This is a genomic window from Vibrio sp. NC2 (genome assembly GCF_025195005.1).
In the GTDB taxonomy this organism is placed as follows: domain Bacteria; phylum Pseudomonadota; class Gammaproteobacteria; order Enterobacterales; family Vibrionaceae; genus Vibrio; species Vibrio splendidus.
Genome location: NZ_JANVFC010000004.1, coordinates 211,942 through 228,943, shown reverse-complemented (window position 1 = coordinate 228,943; position 17,002 = coordinate 211,942). Strand labels below are relative to the sequence as shown.

Annotated in this window: 17 protein-coding genes; 8 read left to right on the top strand and 9 right to left on the bottom strand. The window is 43.6% G+C overall.

Going from position 1 to position 17,002, the window contains the following annotated elements; translation table 11 throughout:
- Position 1 precedes the first annotated feature (1 nt).
- Complete coding sequence (asnB, locus tag NX845_RS08240; RefSeq protein WP_004734234.1) at positions 2-1,672, top strand: asparagine synthase B; 1,671 nt, start codon at positions 2-4, stop codon at positions 1,670-1,672.
- An 87-nt stretch (positions 1,673-1,759) separates the two neighbouring features.
- On the opposite strand, the gene rfaH is transcribed toward asnB, so the two are convergent.
- Positions 1,760-2,266, bottom strand: a complete 507-nt coding sequence (gene rfaH / locus NX845_RS08235) for a transcription/translation regulatory transformer protein RfaH (protein WP_004734235.1) — start codon at positions 2,264-2,266, stop codon at positions 1,760-1,762.
- 502 nt (positions 2,267-2,768) lie between these two features.
- On the opposite strand from rfaH, the gene NX845_RS08230 reads away from it, so the two are divergent.
- Positions 2,769-4,154 (top strand): peptide MFS transporter, encoded by a 1,386-nt coding sequence (locus NX845_RS08230; protein ID WP_004734236.1) that lies wholly within the window; start codon positions 2,769-2,771, stop codon positions 4,152-4,154.
- Between the two features lie 89 nt (positions 4,155-4,243).
- Here the strand turns inward: NX845_RS08230 and hemH are convergent, their stop codons facing one another.
- The 3 genes from hemH to htpG all read right to left on the bottom strand — a co-directional run bounded on the left by hemH (position 4,244) and on the right by htpG (position 8,421).
- Positions 4,244-5,206 carry a ferrochelatase gene (hemH, locus tag NX845_RS08225; RefSeq protein WP_065681331.1) on the bottom strand — a complete coding sequence of 321 codons (963 nt, stop codon included), beginning with the start codon at positions 5,204-5,206 and terminating at the stop codon, positions 4,244-4,246.
- Positions 5,207-5,483: 277 nt separating this feature from the next.
- The gene (gene adk / locus NX845_RS08220) at positions 5,484-6,128 is read right to left on the bottom strand and encodes an adenylate kinase (RefSeq protein WP_004734238.1); all 645 of its coding nucleotides are present in this window, start codon (positions 6,126-6,128) and stop codon (positions 5,484-5,486) included.
- A gap of 388 nt (positions 6,129-6,516) precedes the next feature.
- Positions 6,517-8,421 (bottom strand): molecular chaperone HtpG, encoded by a 1,905-nt coding sequence (gene htpG, locus NX845_RS08215; RefSeq protein ID WP_061024464.1) that lies wholly within the window; start codon positions 8,419-8,421, stop codon positions 6,517-6,519.
- Positions 8,422-8,690: 269 nt separating this feature from the next.
- On the opposite strand from htpG, the gene NX845_RS08210 reads away from it, so the two are divergent.
- From NX845_RS08210 to NX845_RS08200, 3 genes are all read left to right on the top strand, one after another.
- The gene (locus tag NX845_RS08210; RefSeq protein WP_017084093.1) at positions 8,691-9,602 is read left to right on the top strand and encodes a transcriptional regulator; all 912 of its coding nucleotides are present in this window, start codon (positions 8,691-8,693) and stop codon (positions 9,600-9,602) included.
- 1 nt (position 9,603) lies between these two features.
- Positions 9,604-10,119, top strand: coding sequence for a regulatory protein ToxS (locus NX845_RS08205; RefSeq protein WP_260256758.1), 516 nt, complete (start codon positions 9,604-9,606; stop codon positions 10,117-10,119).
- A gap of 133 nt (positions 10,120-10,252) precedes the next feature.
- The gene (locus NX845_RS08200) at positions 10,253-10,573 is read left to right on the top strand and encodes a SelT/SelW/SelH family protein (RefSeq protein ID WP_004734242.1); all 321 of its coding nucleotides are present in this window, start codon (positions 10,253-10,255) and stop codon (positions 10,571-10,573) included.
- A gap of 30 nt (positions 10,574-10,603) precedes the next feature.
- Here the strand turns inward: NX845_RS08200 and yfcE are convergent, their stop codons facing one another.
- From yfcE to NX845_RS08175, 5 genes are read right to left on the bottom strand one after another with little or no spacing between them, the layout of a single operon-like run.
- Positions 10,604-11,149 carry a phosphodiesterase gene (yfcE, locus tag NX845_RS08195; protein WP_065681332.1) on the bottom strand — a complete coding sequence of 182 codons (546 nt, stop codon included), beginning with the start codon at positions 11,147-11,149 and terminating at the stop codon, positions 10,604-10,606.
- A gap of 47 nt (positions 11,150-11,196) precedes the next feature.
- Positions 11,197-11,604, bottom strand: a complete 408-nt coding sequence (locus NX845_RS08190) for a CBS domain-containing protein (RefSeq protein ID WP_065681333.1) — start codon at positions 11,602-11,604, stop codon at positions 11,197-11,199.
- The gene (locus NX845_RS08185) at positions 11,601-11,951 is read right to left on the bottom strand and encodes a P-II family nitrogen regulator (RefSeq protein ID WP_065681334.1); all 351 of its coding nucleotides are present in this window, start codon (positions 11,949-11,951) and stop codon (positions 11,601-11,603) included. The genes NX845_RS08190 and NX845_RS08185 overlap by 4 nt, the downstream gene beginning before the upstream one ends.
- Positions 11,941-12,735, bottom strand: a complete 795-nt coding sequence (locus NX845_RS08180) for a DUF1538 domain-containing protein (protein ID WP_004734246.1) — start codon at positions 12,733-12,735, stop codon at positions 11,941-11,943. The genes NX845_RS08185 and NX845_RS08180 overlap by 11 nt, the downstream gene beginning before the upstream one ends.
- Positions 12,732-13,466 carry a DUF1538 domain-containing protein gene (locus tag NX845_RS08175; RefSeq protein ID WP_017079455.1) on the bottom strand — a complete coding sequence of 245 codons (735 nt, stop codon included), beginning with the start codon at positions 13,464-13,466 and terminating at the stop codon, positions 12,732-12,734. Before NX845_RS08175 ends, NX845_RS08180 begins: the two co-directional genes overlap by 4 nt.
- A gap of 350 nt (positions 13,467-13,816) precedes the next feature.
- Here NX845_RS08175 and NX845_RS08170 point away from each other — a divergent pair, with 350 nt between their 5' ends.
- The 3 genes from NX845_RS08170 to NX845_RS08160 all read left to right on the top strand — a co-directional run bounded on the left by NX845_RS08170 (position 13,817) and on the right by NX845_RS08160 (position 16,853).
- A complete protein-coding gene (locus NX845_RS08170) occupies positions 13,817-14,731 on the top strand; it encodes a TIGR01777 family oxidoreductase (RefSeq protein WP_017106102.1) in 915 nt (304 codons plus the stop codon).
- Positions 14,732-14,774: 43 nt separating this feature from the next.
- A complete protein-coding gene (locus NX845_RS08165) occupies positions 14,775-15,602 on the top strand; it encodes an SDR family oxidoreductase (protein ID WP_065681335.1) in 828 nt (275 codons plus the stop codon).
- Positions 15,603-15,998: 396 nt separating this feature from the next.
- Entirely contained in the window at positions 15,999-16,853 is an 855-nt protein-coding gene (locus NX845_RS08160) for a co-chaperone YbbN (RefSeq protein WP_065681336.1), read from the top strand.
- The last annotated feature ends 149 nt before the right edge of the window (positions 16,854-17,002 follow it).

Below are 17,002 nucleotides of genomic sequence, written 5' to 3'. Positions count from 1 at the left end.
TATGTGTTCAGTATTTGGCATTCTCGACATTAAAAGTGATGCCGCAGCACTTCGCCCTATTGCTTTAGAAATGTCTAAAAAGCTTCGTCACCGTGGCCCAGACTGGTCTGGTATCTATGCTGGTGAAAAAGCAATTCTTGCTCACGAGCGTTTGGCTATCGTTGGTCTTAATAGTGGTGCACAACCACTATACAGCCAAGATAAAAAGCACATTCTTGCAGTGAACGGCGAAATTTATAACCACAAAGAACTTCGTGCACGCTATGAAGATAAATACCAGTTCCAGACTGATTCTGACTGTGAAGTTATCCTAGCGTTATACCAAGAAATGGGTGCGGACCTTTTAGAAGAACTTAACGGTATTTTCGCATTCGTTTTATACGACGAAGAGAAAGACGAGTACCTAGTCGGCCGTGACCATATTGGTATCATCCCGCTTTACCAAGGCTACGACGAGCACGGCAACTACTACGTTGCTTCAGAGATGAAAGCACTCGTTGAAGTATGCAAGACGATCAGTGAGTTCCCTCCTGGTAGCTTCTATTCTTCGAAAGATGCAGAGCCTCATCGCTACTACATCCGCGATTGGAATGAATACGCTGCGGTACAAGGTAACAGCACAAGTAAAGAAGAACTGACTGAAGCGCTAGAAGCTGCAGTTAAACGTCAACTAATGACAGATGTACCTTATGGTGTACTTCTATCTGGTGGTCTTGATTCTTCAATCACTTCAGCAGTCGCTAAACGTTTTGCTGCAATGCGTATCGAAGACGATGAGCAATCAGAAGCTTGGTGGCCACAACTACACTCATTCGCAGTAGGTCTAGAAAACGCGCCTGACCTTATCGCTGCTCGTGAAGTTGCTGATAAGATTGGTACCGTACACCACGAGATGACTTACACCATTCAGGAAGGCTTAGATGCAATCCGTGATGTTATCTACCACATTGAAACTTACGATGTAACGACGATTCGTGCTTCAACGCCGATGTACTTGCTTGCTCGTAAGATCAAGGCAATGGGTATCAAAATGGTACTGTCTGGTGAAGGTGCTGATGAGATCTTTGGTGGCTACCTGTACTTCCATAAAGCGCCAAACGCAAAAGAGTTCCACGAAGAAACTGTGCGTAAACTTCTTGCTCTAAGCATGTTTGACTGTGCTCGCGCCAACAAATCTCTTGCGGCATGGGGTGTTGAAGGTCGTGTTCCATTCTTGGACAAAGAGTTCATCGATGTAGCAATGCGTTTGAACCCTGAAGATAAGATGTGTGGTAACGGTAAAATGGAGAAACACATTCTACGTGAGTGTTTTGAAGACTACCTACCAGATTCAATTGCATGGCGTCAAAAAGAGCAGTTCTCTGATGGTGTTGGCTACGATTGGATTGACACATTAAAAGCAACGGCTGAAGAAAAAGTAACGGATCAACAAATGGAAGCTGCGAAGTTCCGTTTCCCTTACAACACGCCAACAACCAAAGAAGGTTATGCTTACCGTGAAATTTTTGAGGAGCTATTCCCTCTAGAATCAGCGGCAGAATGTGTACCTGGTGGTCCTTCAGTTGCTTGTTCATCAGCGAAAGCGATTGAGTGGGATGAGTCATTCAAAAACTGTGTCGACCCATCAGGCCGTGCAGTACAAGCCGTTCACAACGATGCTTACAACGCTTAGCGCGTTTTGAACAAACCCTAAAGACTAAAAAAGGCGCATTATGCGCCTTTTTGTTTTAAGCCTATTTTTTGCTTTGTATTACTGCACTTATGCGTGAGCTTGTAGTGCTTCGTTCTCAATACTGATCGGAACCACTTTGCTGATCATTTTTACCAGCATAATAGATCGAGCTTCACCATCTTTCTGATGGAAAATAGCTTCAACCCCAGCAAACTGACCACTATTGATCTTGACCACTTGCCCTGATTCAAACTCAACACAGCACTCTTCAGGTTCATCTTCGCAACACTTCTCAAACTCTTTCAGTTCATACACTAAGTCGCCTTGGACTTCATGTGGCCTTGCGCCAAACTTAATAAAGTCGACAACGCCACGAGTCGAACGAACTGTCGTAAAACTAGGGCCTTGCTCATAATCAAAGCGAACAAAGATATAAGACGGGAACAGCGGTTCTTTGACCTGCTTCTCTTTCCCTCTCACGACCTTCTTGACATCGATTTGAGGATAAAAGCACTCTACCCCCTGGTTTTCTAGGTGCTGTTGAGCGCGTTTTTGATCACCACGCTTACAGTAAAGTAAATACCAACGTTTCATTTTACTAGCCATTTTCTATTTTGGGACATATTACCACAAGCCTAAAACCGTTAGTCACCGTTAATAAAATGAATCCTGATAAGCAATAAATTATGCGTAACAGGCCAACTTATCAACAAAAAGCCATAGGGACAAAAAGTGGTTAAGCATTGTACAGGGAACATTTACAGATAAAAAGACGCATTATTGTAAGGCTATGTATGCTACACATAAAAGGAACACTATACCATTTAAATCCAGAAACCATCCGACAAACCAATCAATTGGACGGTTAGCATTCGATAATTCTTATAAAAAGAACACTATGCGCTCAACTCAAAACTGGAAAATTAGTTTGCAGCACGCATTATCTGGGCAACATTTCCAATAAAACCCCATATTTTCATGAACTTACAAAAAAATAGTTATCGTGACCATAAAAGACACCTATTGCAGATGGTTATTCCACTCTGTATACATAAGGAACTATAAAATCTTTTAATACCTAAAATTAGTAAAACTTATGCCAAGCAATCACAACATCTTTGGCCACCCTAGAGGCCTATTTCTACTTTTTAGCACAGAGCTATGGGAACGTTTCTCCTACTATGCGATGCGTGCGATCCTTGTTTTATTTCTTACCGATACCACTATCAATGGTGGCCTTGGTTGGTCAACAAAAGATGCCCTCGATCTTTATGGTATCTATACTGGTTTAGTCTATATCACGCCATTAATCGGCGGCTGGCTTGCCGATAACTACTTAGGACAACGTAAATCGATCCTAGTGGGCGGTGTATTAATGGCATTAGGGCAATTTACGCTTGCTCTTCCTAACGGCGCTATTGGCTTAGACCAAGTAAATGCTCTTTATCTAGGTTTAGCACTGCTTATCAGTGGTAACGGTATGTTTAAACCAAACATCTCGACCATGGTTGGCGACCTATACCAAGAAGGCGATAACCGACGTGACGGCGCTTTCACCATTTTCTACATGGGCATCAACTTAGGCGCGCTACTGGGTGGCTTAATTTCAGGTGCTGCAGTCGATTCATTCGGCTGGAAAGCTGGCTTCCTAGCCGCTGGTATCGGTATGGTTATTAGCTTAGTTATGCAATTGACGATGGCTCAGTCATGGTTAGGCAACATTGGCTCAGTACCTGCAGCTGCACGAGCGAAAGCGCTGAACAAATCGAAAGAGAAAACACCACTGACCAAAGAAGAGTTCGACAGACTAAAAGTTATTCTTGTTATGGGTCTGTTCGTAATCGTTTTCTGGGCTGGCTTTGAACAAGCTGGCGGTTTGATGAACATCTACACTCAACAATATACGGATCGTATGATTGGTGGCTTTGAAGTTCCTGCAGCTTGGTTCCAATCTCTGAACCCATTCTTCATCATTACACTTGCACCAATCATTGCTGCATTTTGGGTCAAGCTTGGTAAGCGTGAACCAAACTCGCCAGTGAAATTTGCGATGGCGTTGTTTTTCTTAGCACTAGGCTTTGTGTGCATGATGGGTGCGGTAATGGAGCAAGGTGGCGACCTAACAGTGAAAACATCAATGCTGTGGCTAGTCGGTGCTTTCTTCTTCCATACTCTTGGTGAGCTTTGTCTATCTCCTATTGGCCTGTCGTTGGTCACTAAGTTAGCTCCGCTTCGTCTAGCATCGTTAATGATGGGTGCATGGTTTGGCTTCAATGCTGTCGCAAACTACGTCGCTGGCCTTGTGGGTTCTCACGTTGGTGAGCTTGGCGCAATGTCTATCTTCGGTGGTATCGCAATTACAGCGACAATAAGTGGCGTCTTACTGCTTCTTTGTGCTGGCAAGCTTGTATCATGGATGCATGGTGTAGAAACCAACATGACGCTTGAAGCAGAACCAAAAGCAGAAACTTCGGTCGCTTAATAGCTAGATCGATTTCAAGAAGAAACATAAATAACAAAAGGGCTGCTCAATGAGCAGCCCTTTTGTTATTTATTCTATTGGCATATCAGTTAGCGATGAAGTGCCACTAGCTCAGCCATCATATCGATGTGTGAGTCTCTGTCATTAAGACACATAATGTAGCTAAAGTCTGAGCCACCAGCATCAATGAACGTCTCTTTACATTGGTCAGAAATCTCTTCCAACGTTTCCAAACAGTCAACCGAGAACGCAGGAGCCATGATATCAATCTTCTTGATGCCCTTACTCGGCAGTGATTCAAGTGTCTCGTCAGTATAAGGCTTCAACCACTCTTCTCGACCAAATCGAGATTGGTATGTCATGGTGATATCGTCCGCTGATAAGCCTAACTCAGCAGCAAGTAATTTTGTCGTCGCTTCACAATGCTGAGGGTAGATGTCACCTTCATCAGCGAGTCGCTTCGGAATACCGTGGAAGGAACACACTAAATGATCGGCTCTACCATTTTTATCCCAATGGCTACGAACACTTTCAGCCAATGCTTTTGCGTAGCTTGGGTGAGCGTAGTAGTCGCGAATAAAGCGATAGCTCGGAATCACAGGCATTTGCTTAAAGGCTTTGGTTAAACCATCAGAAACAGCCGCTGTGGTTGTACCTGAGTACTGAGGATATAAAGGCAGGACGATAATGTCTTCAACACCCTGCTCCATCAGTTGCTCGACCCCCGTCTTTAGGCTTGGGTTGCCATAGGTCATACCCAGCGCTACGGGCATCTCTAATTTTTTCTGGAGCTTGTCGGCTTGTCTTTGAGAGTACACAAGCAGTGGTGATCCTTCATCCATCCAAACAGACTGATACAGCTTAGCCACTTTCGGCGCTCGAATCGGTAAGATCACCCCATGTAAAATAGGACACCAAAGCCAACGCGTTAGATTTACGACTCGCTTATCGTGTAAGAATTCACTCAAAAATCGACGAACGCCAGCCGGGGTCGCTGAATCTGGTGTTCCTAAGTTCACAAGTAAAACGCCCTGCTTTTTATTATTTTCCATAGATACCTGAGACCAATGTGTGATTTTCTGGAACGTAATATACTAATCGGCATAAGTTTAAGATCATTGTTGCGCCACTAAATTTAAGAATAATCGTTCTTAACCTGGGTTATCACAACATCACCTTGAGCGTTAGCCTCGCGAATCTAAGCCGTACCGCGGAAACAGTGCACAATCGAGTTTATCTAGATTGGTATATTACTAAAAATTGAAACAAAAAAAGCGACCTTAACGGTCGCTTCCAATATATCAAATTCTAAAACTGGCTGTTAGCCAATTATGCTAGTGCTTTCTCAAGTTCTGCACTAACTTCAGCAACTTGCTTAGTACCATCAAATTTAAGGTACTTAGTGTTACCTGCTTCTGCTTCCTTACCGTAGTAAGAAATAAGCGGAGCCGTTTGATCGTGGTATACGCCTAGACGTGCACGAACTGTTTCTTCTTTGTCGTCATCACGAACCACTAGCTCTTCGCCAGTGATGTCATCTTTACCTTCTTCTTTAGGTGGGTTGTACACACTGTGGTATGTACGACCAGAAGGAAGGTGAGCACGACGACCAGCCATACGCTCAACAATCACATCGTCAGCTACGTCGAATTCAACAACGTAATCAACAGCAATGCCCATTTCTTTTAGGCCATCCGCTTGTGGGATTGTGCGTGGGAAACCGTCTAGTAGGAAACCTTTCTCACAGTCATCTTGAGCGATACGCTCTTTGATTAGACCAAGGATAATTTCATCAGAAACTAGCTGACCAGCGTCGATTACTGATTTTGCTTGCTTACCAAGCTCAGTACCCGCTTTGATAGCAGCACGTAGCATGTCACCAGTTGAAATTTGAGGGATACCAAATTTGTTCATGATGAAGTTAGCTTGAGTACCTTTACCCGCGCCAGGAGCACCTAGAAGAATGATGCGCATGTTTAATCCTCTTATAAAAATTATGATTTATACCGAAGCTCACTATCCCGCCTTTCTGGTTTAATTTAGGTCAAACAAGAGAGGTTAGGTAACAACTGAGGCTAAGCACAACTGTAAACAGAAGCAAAACGGTAAGTTTCGGTATAACGTTTAAAAATCATACAACTGGAGACGATAGGTTCATAGTACCAGCTGATTAGGTCGAGCATTCTATCACATTAATATTCAATTTGGCTGAAATTAAGACTAAAGAATGTATCGACAGCGTTTGCGTTCGTCTTGTTAGCGACTTTAGCTACATTTCGATGAATTTAAGCGACGTTCATAAAAAAAGCCCGCATTAGCGAGCTTTTATTTATAATTATAGGCTTAGCCCAAAGTCGAAAGACTAACGTTTTGTTAGTAGCTCGTTGATTGCACCTAAGAATTGTGACGGATCTTCCATTGAGCCTTTTTCAGCCAGCATAGCTTGGCCAAGTAGTAACTCAACCCAACGGCCGAATGCTTGCTCATCCGCTTCGTCAGCCATCTGTTTCACCAGTGCGTGCTCAGGGTTAATCTCAAAGATGTACTTCACCTCAGGAGCAGCTTGACCCGCAGCTTCAAGAAGTTTAGCCATTTGAGTGCCCATCTCGAAATCATCGGTAACAACAACAGCAGGTGTAGTTGCTAACTTGAATGTCGTGCGAACCTCTTTAACACGATCACCAAGATAAGATTGAGTGCGCTCAACAACAGATTTGAACTCTTCTTCTGCCTCTTTTTGCTTCTCTTTCTCTTCTTCGCCTTCGAATTTGCTTAGGTCTAAGCCCGCTTTGGTGATCGATTGGAACTGCTTACCATCAAAATCAGTCAGGTAGTTCATTACGTACTCATCAATACGATCGTACATTAGAACCACTTCGATACCTTTTGCTTTGAACTGCTCCAAATGCGGGCTGTTCTTAGCGGCAGCGTAGTTATCTGCTGTTAGGTAATAAATCTTGTCTTGGCCTTCCTTCATACGTTCAACGTAAGAAGCTAGGCTGATAGCTTGGTCAGCAGAGTCAACTTCCGTTGACGAGAAGCGAAGTAAACCAGCGATTTTTTCTTTGTTCGCCATGTCTTCCGCTGGGCCTTCTTTCAGTACAAGGCCAAACTCTTTCCAAAACTCTAGATACTTATCATTGTCATTCTTCGCCATGCGCTCAAGCATAGTCAGGACACGCTTGGTACATGCGCCACGAAGAGACTGAGTTACCTTATTATCTTGCAAGATTTCACGAGACACGTTCAGTGGTAGATCGTTTGAGTCAATCAAGCCGCGAACGAAACGCATGTAAGATGGCATGAACTGCTCTGCATCATCCATGATGAATACTCGCTGTACATAAAGCTTAAGGCCGCTCTTATGGTCACGATTCATCATATCCCAAGGTGCTTTAGCTGGGATGTAAAGTAGGCTTGTGTAGTCGTTCTTACCTTCAACTTTGTTATGGCTCCACGTTAGTGGATCAGCAAAGTCGTGAGATACGTGCTTGTAAAACTCTTGGTACTCTTCTTTTTCGATATCAGACTTGTTACGAGTCCAAAGCGCTTGAGCCTTGTTAATCTGTTCCCAATGTTTATCTTCGGTGTCTTTACCTTCGTCATCTTTAACCGCAGTTAAGATAGAAACAGGGATACCGATGTGATCAGAGTATTTACCAATGACTTCACGCAGACGCCATTCATTTAGGAATTCTTTACCGTCTTCGCGCATATGAAGAATGATATCAGTACCACGAGACTCTTTAGTGATGTCTTCGATGGTGTAATCACCTTCCCCTGCAGAGTGCCACTGAACAGCTTCATTACTCGCTAGACCTGCTGCACGTGTGCGAACCGTTACCGCGTCTGCAACGATGAATGCAGAATAGAAACCAACACCAAATTGACCAATCAATTGAGAGTCTTTGCTTTGGTCTTCAGACAGCTTTGAGAAAAAGTCTGCAGTACCCGATTTAGCAATCGTACCTAAATGCTCAATAACGTTGTCGCGGCTCATGCCGATGCCGTTATCAGAAATCGTTAAAGTATTGGTTTCAGCGCTAAAAGATAATTTTACGCCTAGGTCTGCATCACCTTGGTAAAGGTCACCGTTTGACAAGGCTTGGAAACGAAGCTTATCAGCCGCGTCAGATGCGTTAGAGATCAGCTCACGTAGGAAGATTTCTTTATTTGAATACAGTGAGTGAATCATTAGGTGAAGTAGTTGTTTTACTTCAGATTGAAAGCCACGAGTCTCTTTATTTTGCGTTGCTGTTTCGCTCATTTTTACTCCAAAACATCTATACTTTATGTTGAATACCATAGGGGCGTAACACTTGATGCCACTCTTATGTTCATTAACATGAGGATGACAAATGTAAATTCAAGGTCAAAAATCATAAAAACACTGTTTTTTTGATCTGTTTTTATTATCCTTGAGCCTGATAAATATAAAAGAACATAAAAGAAGCCATGATTTGGTGAAGAATTAACGGAACTTCACCTGAGATTTGTCTATTTCGCACTCAAAATCATCCAAAATAGAAGAATTCAATGAGCAATATCGGCACAAAGTTTATTCTCGCACAGCGGTTCGTATTCGATCCAAATAGCAATTCACTTGTTGACCAAATGAGCGACGGCGAAGTCGTGCGCCTTGGCAGCAATGAAAGCCGCATTCTCCTGATGCTGTCAGAAAGACCCAATGAAGTTATCACTCGTAATGAATTGCACGAGTATGTTTGGCGAGATCAAGGCTTTGAGGTTGATGACTCAAGCTTAACGCAAGCAGTTTCGACCCTGAGAAAGATGCTCAAGGACTCAACCAAATCTCCAGAATTCGTAAAAACGGTACCTAAACGCGGTTACCAATTTATTGCAACCGTTGAACGCTCTGCACCACTTTCATCAAATGATCAGCCAGCAGCGGCTGAAATTGCAGAAAATGACGTAGAACCTATCTTAACGTTTGCAACGCCTACAATGACCGAAGAAGCAATGACTGAAGCTGTCGAGCCCGAGTCAATTACAAAGTTTCAAGAAACCAAAGTTGAAGTGGAACCAGCAACAACACCAACTGCTACCCCGGTTAAAAGCACCAATAAGTGGTTAGCGTTTTCGTTATTGCTTGCGGCTTTCATCATGCCAATTCTGGTTTTAACGTTTACTAACCCAGCAGAGTCAGAATTCCGTACATTAACGGAAGTGGATGGTGTAAAGATTCAAACCCCAATCAATCACCCTGACCTCAGCAGTTGGCTACCAGCGATAGAGAAGTGTGTAATGCGTTACAACACCAATCACACTGGTATGTTGAAACCGACTGAGGTGATTGCAACAGGCGGACAAACCAACAACCTTGCCCTCAACTACATTCACCCGCAAGATTACTCTAGCGAAAATGTAACCCTAAGAATTTACGCAAACCAGTCGGATGTAAACGACATTTGTAACGGCGGTCAGTAACATGAAATTAAAAGTATCGATTATTTTACTGGTTCTATCTGCATTCTTAAGTGGTTGGTTATATTGGGGCAGCGACGCAAAAGTAGAGCGCTTGCTCACTCAGCATGAGTGGCAATCGAAAATGGTGACTCTGATTAGCGACAACAAGCAAGCTGATGCAATCGGCCCGCTGCGTAGAGTTGAACTATCATCGAATGCGAAATACCTACCAAATGGTACGTACCTGAGAATGTCAGTGGTCAGGCTGTACAGCACTCAAACTGCACCTGCGAATGTGATCAACATATCAGAAACAGGTCAGTGGGATATTAACGATAACTATTTACTGATTTCGCCAACGGAGTTTAAAGATGTAACTTCGGCTGAGCGCCAAGACTTTTCGGAAGAGCAACTCGAGCTTATCACTCAAGTGATTAAGATGGATGCAGAGCAAAGCCGACGCATTGATATTATTAATCAGAAAGCACTGCTGCTCACTAGCCTAAATCACGATTCTACCGTTTTGTTCTCAAACTAAAACTCTGCAGTTATTTTTGTATAAAAATAGCTGAATACCATTAAACGGTAAACCAATAGATAAGGGGCATGATGCCCCTTTTTTTGTTAGCCGTTGGTATCAAATTACGGATGTAGTATTTTAAGGATTAACTATGAATACGGATCAACCAAATCTGACGCCAGCTAAAGAGACAGCAACAAAAGCGACAATCGCAATACACTATTGCCGTCAGTGTAATTGGATGCTTCGTTCTAGTTGGTTATGCCAAGAGCTGCTGCATACCTTTAGCGAAGAAATTGAACAAGTGAGCTTGCATCCAGACACCGGAGGCAGGTTCGAAATCTTTTGTAATGGTGTGCAGATTTGGGAAAGAAAAGCGGATGAAGGTTTTCCAGAAGCGAAAGTTCTGAAGCAAAGAGTGCGAAACATCATTGCTCCAGACAGGGACCTCGGCCACGTAGACTCAAAGTGAGCCTTTTCTAACGCCGCCGATTGAGTTTATTTAAAGCTCGCCACTCACAATTACGTCACCTTCAAGGCTAATGACTTTAAAGATATTATTTTCATAGATGCCATGGCTCGCTGCGTGACCACCTCGTGGGAATGTCACCGAACTAGGGTTAAAGATAAAGATATCATCTTGGTATTCGGCAACTGGAATATGGGTATGCCCATGGGCAATAATATCACCCGCTTTTAGTGCTGGTCGTTTAGTGGTGTTATACAAATGACCATGGGTTAGAAAGATACGCTGACCTGATTCCAATAACACCCATGAGTAATCCATCATCATTGGAAAAGACAACAGCATTTGATCCACTTCACTGTCGCAGTTACCACGAACGGCGATGATCTCTTGAGAAAACGCATTCAACTTCTCTGCAACCGCCGGTGGATTGTATCCTTCTGGAATCGGATTTCTTGGCCCATGATTCAGAATGTCACCCAATAGCACTAAATATTGCGCACCAGATGCTTGGTAGAGTTCTAATACCTTTTCTGTTGCTGGCAGCGAACCGTGTAGGTCTGAAGCAAAAAATAATTTCACACGTACTTCTCCATAAAATTTATGAGCCTATTGTACGTATCTAAATGCTACACGTCATCTCTCGCCATACCGTTGATCACGATATTATTGTAACTAACCATACCGACTATTTTGTTATCACGAACTACTGGCGCGCGACTGATACCAAAGCGTTCAAACAGGCGAGCGCAATACTTTACGTTCATCTCAGCAGACACGCTTAGCGCTGGCTTGGTCATGATTTCATAAACATTAGTTCGCTTCGGAGATCGATTTTTAGCCAACACTTTCTTTGCTATATCATTCATCAACACGATACCATACTCGTCATCCTCGTGGCGTTTATCGACAATGATTGCCTTCACTTTGTGCTTTTTAGCCATCTCTATCGCTTCTAACACCGTAGTTAGCCCATCGATAATCACATACGTATTGGCCATGACATCGTCTACTCGGATCTTTTCACTGGTACTCATAGCTCATCCTCCACAACCTTTGTTAACGTCTCAACTTGATGCGCAACGCCGACTGCATCTTCCACATCTATCTGTATTGCAATACCCTGCCCCGATTCTTGGTCAAACTCCCCCACTTCACTAATTCTTTCAAGAATATGCCTTGCTAGATGCTCCTCAACGACAAACAGCAGCACATCTTTTTGCACTTCTAATGTTAATCCGAAGAAGGTGCGCTTTTGGTTTAAGCCCTGCCCTCTGGCATTATTAATCACGGTTGCTCCGGTTGCGCCCGCATCACGCGCGGCATCGAGCACAATGTCGGTTTTGCTCTCTTCTACAAACGCTAGGATAAGTTTAAAGCGCATCTTTGCTCTCCTTAGAGGTGTGTAAACGGTTTAACCATTGGGTTATTTGGGCGTAGCTCATCACCGAAATGATGGGGAACAAACTCGCAAAGGCGATCAAGCCGAAACCGTCTATTACTGGATTTCGTCCCGGTACAGTTGAAGCAAGCCCTAATCCAAGAGCCGTCACTAAAGGCACAGTCACGGTAGATGTCGTAACCCCGCCTGAATCGTAGGCCAATGGAATGATCAATTTGGGGGCGTAAAAGGTTTGAATCACCACAATTACATAGCCACAAATAATGTAGTAATGGATAGGATCGCCCGCAACAATACGGTAGCTACCCAATGAGATACCGATGGCAACGCCTAATGCCACGGCGATTCTCAGTCCGTTAACACTGATACTGCCACCGGATACTTGGTTTGCCTTAATCGCTACAGCAATCAAAGAAGGCTCGGCTATCGTGGTACTAAAACCAATACAAAACGCAAACAAGTAAACCCAGTAATAATCAAACCAAGCCAATGAAAGGCCAGAACTGATCTTAAACTCAGTCAAAAAGCTTGGTTCGGTGAGTTGCATTGCCATCGTCTCCCCTAGAGGGAATAACGCGAGCTCCAACCCCATCAAAAAGAGTGATAAGCCAAGAATGACGTAAAAGAAACCGATGAGCACTTTGGCTAGGTTATTGACAGGCTTACGCAGTACCGCTAACTGAAAACCAAAGATGATCACCGCAATCGGAATCACATCCATCACAGTGCCTAGAAACGTGTCGATAAATTGCTGCATACTGATCATGTCACCACCATCCCGTACACCATGACAAACATCATCGGCAGAAGTGAAGCAAACGCGATCAATCCAAAGCCATCAATCATAGGATTTCGTCCTTTAATCGCCGAGGCTAAACCCACCCCTAATGCGGTCACTAACGGAACGGTGATCGTCGATGTTGTGACACCGCCAGAGTCGTACGCAATCCCAATAATGTTTTCCGGGGCAAATGCAGTCAGCACCACCACACCAATATAACCACCGATGATCATGTACTGAATTGGCCAACCTTTTAAGATCCGAAGTACTCCTAATAGAATGGCAATACCGACCGATAACGCCACGGTGAAGCGCAGGCCATCGGCATATTGTTCCCTTTCATCTAAAGAGTTGGGAATGACACCACCTTCAGCTGCAACTTCTGCCGCTTCAGCAGCCACTGCGGTTAACGCGGGTTCGGCAATGGTGGTACCAAAGCCTAAACAGAAAGCGAAGGTCAATAACCAGAACACGCTCCCTTTTCTGGCAAATGCTTGCGCCATCGATTCGCCAATCGGGAACAACCCCATTTCAAGGCCAAAGATAAAGAAAGTCAGCCCAAAGACCACCAGCACTAAGCCGGTTAGAATAGACAAAAGATGAGGGAGTGGCTCTTGCAAAACAGCAAGTTGGAAGAAAGCAATCACCGCAACGATTGGCAAGAGATCCCTTAGGCTACCTAACATGGCTCGAAACAAAGCAAGCACTGCCGTCATCGCAACTCCTTGTGACTGAAATTGTGTCTGGTTATTAATTACTAATAATCATGGCAAATCCTTATCATTCCTTATGTGACAAATATTACGCAGTTGGTAACATATCCGAGTAAAGTGCATAAATGTGATAGCGGTATATACCCAAGTAACCTCAAGATGCGTGGATCAGCGAGAGTTGCCTAGTTTGCAAACGAGCTAGGTGGATTTAATTTCACGCCTGAGTAAATTGCATAAGGCGTAATTTGGGTATCACACGATTGAAACCAACTGATCGTTATAGTGATTTTTTCGTATTGATTGGCGTTCAAAAACAAGCCATGTCTATAATTATGTTTAATAGGGAGATTGGTATGAAGATATTGTTAACGGGTGGTACGGGATTTATTGGTTCTGAATTGGTCAAAAGTTGGAATACTGACGACGTGACATTGTTGACGCGGAGCCCCGAAAAAGCGAAGCAAAACCTAAATCATCTGAACCAGAATAACCTTCATTACATTCAATCTCTTGATGAACTCAGCGATCTCAATGACTTCGATGTAGTGGTCAATCTTGCTGGCGAACCTATCGCTGACAAGCGTTGGAGTGCGGAGCAAAAAGAGAGGATCTGCAATAGCCGCTGGCACATTACCGAAAAACTGGTCGAGTTAATTCATGCCAGTAGCAACCCTCCGGAGGCTTTCATTAGCGGTTCGGCTGTAGGTTACTATGGCGATCAACAGCAACACCCATTTGATGAATCACTACAAGTAGAAGACGAAAGTTTTCCTCATAAAGTTTGCGCTCATTGGGAAGAGATAGCCAAGAGAGCCCAATCCGATGAGACGCGTGTGATACTACTAAGAACGGGGATTGTGTTAGGTGAAAATGGTGGTGCTTTAAAGAAGATGCTAATGCCGTACAAACTCGGAGTAGGCGGGCCACTTGGTTCAGGCGAACAGTACATGCCTTGGATTCACATGCTAGATATGGTGAGAGCCATCAACCACTTATTATCGATTCCTCACGCTCAAGGGGAATTTAATATGTGTGCCCCGCACCCTGTCACCAACAAACTGTTCAGCAGCACACTCGCCAAACAACTACGCCGACCGCATTTCTTGTTCACGCCTAAATGGGCAATGTCGCTTCTGATGGGGGAATCTTCTTGTCTGCTCTTTGACAGCATTCGTTCCAAACCAAAGAAGCTCACTGAAATGGGATTTATCTTTAGTTACTCAAGAATCGAACCGGCACTAAAAAACTTGTTACAACATCAAGACTAATTCTTTACTCTAAAGCGATAGAGACTCTAATAAAGGATTAAGTGTGAACAAGTCGATTCTTATCACTGGTTGCTCAACAGGCATTGGCTATACATGTGCTCATGCACTTCAAAAACGCGGCTTTCATGTCATTGCATCTTGCCGTGACCCACAAGATGTTCAACGCCTTCACGATGAAGGCCTCACTTGTATTCAATTAGATCTTTCCAACCAAGAAAGTATCGAGAATGGCGCCAAGCTTGCGATTGCACTCGCACCTAACGGATTGTATGGATTATTCAATAACGGCGCTTACGGTCAAGCAGGCGCGCTAGAAGACTTACCGACCCAGGGTCTCAGGGAGCAATTCGAAACCAACTTCTTTGGTTGGCATCATCTTGTTTGTCAGATCCTCCCGCACATGCGCGAACGTGGTGAAGGCCGAATCGTGCAAAACAGTTCCGTATTAGGTTTTGCCGCAATGAAATATCGTGGCGCTTATAATGCGTCAAAGTTCGCGATTGAAGGCTGGACGGATACGTTACGTTTAGAACTGCATGGCAGCGGTATTCAAATCTCGTTATTGCAGCCAGGTCCAATAGAAACCCAATTTAGAAATAATGCCCTGAAAGCCTTCAATAAATGGATCACCATTGCTGGCAGCGCTCATCAAGAAGCTTATCAACAACAAAAAGACCGACTCGAAAAAGAATCATCGAACAACGCTTTTGTTCTTCCGCCTGAAAGTTGTGTTGAGCCAGTTTATCACGCACTCACCGCAGAGAAACCAAAGCTAAGATACCGAGTTACGACCCCGACTAAAGTGTTCGCGGTATTGAAAAGGATTCTACCGAGTCGCTTGCTAGACCCTATTTTGAGAAAAGCTGCATAATTTTCTAACTTTGAATGCACAGTCGCAAACTTTAATGTAACGATGTAATTTTTCCGTAACAATAAGATGTCATGATTTATCCTATCTCATCAATTACTCCCAATTGGTGAATCTAATCTGGATATTTCATGACTTTAAACCGCCTTAATTGGGTAGGTGTGAGTGTGGCGATTACGTTGTTTATTCTGTTTTGAGTATCTCACGCAATATCTCACTGACCACCTCAATGATTACGCTATGCCTTCTATGTAGAGATAAACATCCTACCAACATCGAAGCATAGCGTTTTTTTATTTTTGTCTCTTTTTATCTGAGATACCCCAGTTAGATCTTGAAGTTACCGACTTATCCCCCCATATTTGCAACGTATCCATAAACAAACCTCAAGGAACGTAAATGCAATCTCCGCATATTGTTGAACTTAATGAGCAGAACTTTCGTCAAGTATTAGAAGGTTCGATGCAGACCCCTGTACTCATCCAATTTTGGGCACCAATGAGCCAAGAGAGCGCCCAAGTCATTCCTGAACTGCAAACATTAACTCAGCAATACAATGGCGCTTTCACCCTAGCCCTATTGAACTGCGAGCAAGAGCAAGCCATTGCTAGCCAATTTGGGGTTCAAGCACTACCGACTATTGCACTGTTTGTTAACGGTCAGCCTGTCGATGGGCTTGGTGGCCCTCAGAGCTTAGAAGCCATTGTTGAAATGCTAAACAAGCACCTTCCTAGCCAAGATGAACTTGCATTACGTCAAGCTCTAGAGCAAATGCAAGCAGGTGAGCACACACAAGCACTGGCAGCAATGCAACAACTTCCAGCTGCGCTAACAAACAAAGGCGAAGTAAAACTGGCGATTGCAGAGTGTTTGTTAGAAACGCAACAGTTTGATCTTGCTGAAACTCAACTAGCCACCATTCCTCTAGAGTACCAAGACAACTACTACAAAGGCTTAGTCGCGAAACTTGAACTTCACAAGCAAGCAGCAGACAGCCCTGAAATACAGGCATTAGAAACCGCTCTGCAGCAAGACCCGAATGATGCTAAGACTGCCTCTGAGTTAGCATTACAATATCACCAAGTGAACCGCAACGAAGAAGCGATGGAGCTGTTGTGGTCTTTCCTAGCAAAAGATCTAAATGCTTGCGATGGCGATATGAAAAAAGAGTTCATGGACATCTTAAGTGCGCTTGGGCAAGGAAACCCAGTTGCCAGTAAGTACCGTCGACAACTGTACTCTCTGCTTTACTAACAAAACCCTTAAATCGTTAGATTAAACATCGAAAACTGACAATTTAATCAATTAGTTTATCGAATGAAACAATATAAAATGGGCCATAAAATCAATATTTTATGGCCCATTTCTCGTTTATAAATTTGCTCAGAATTTAAATATGAGCC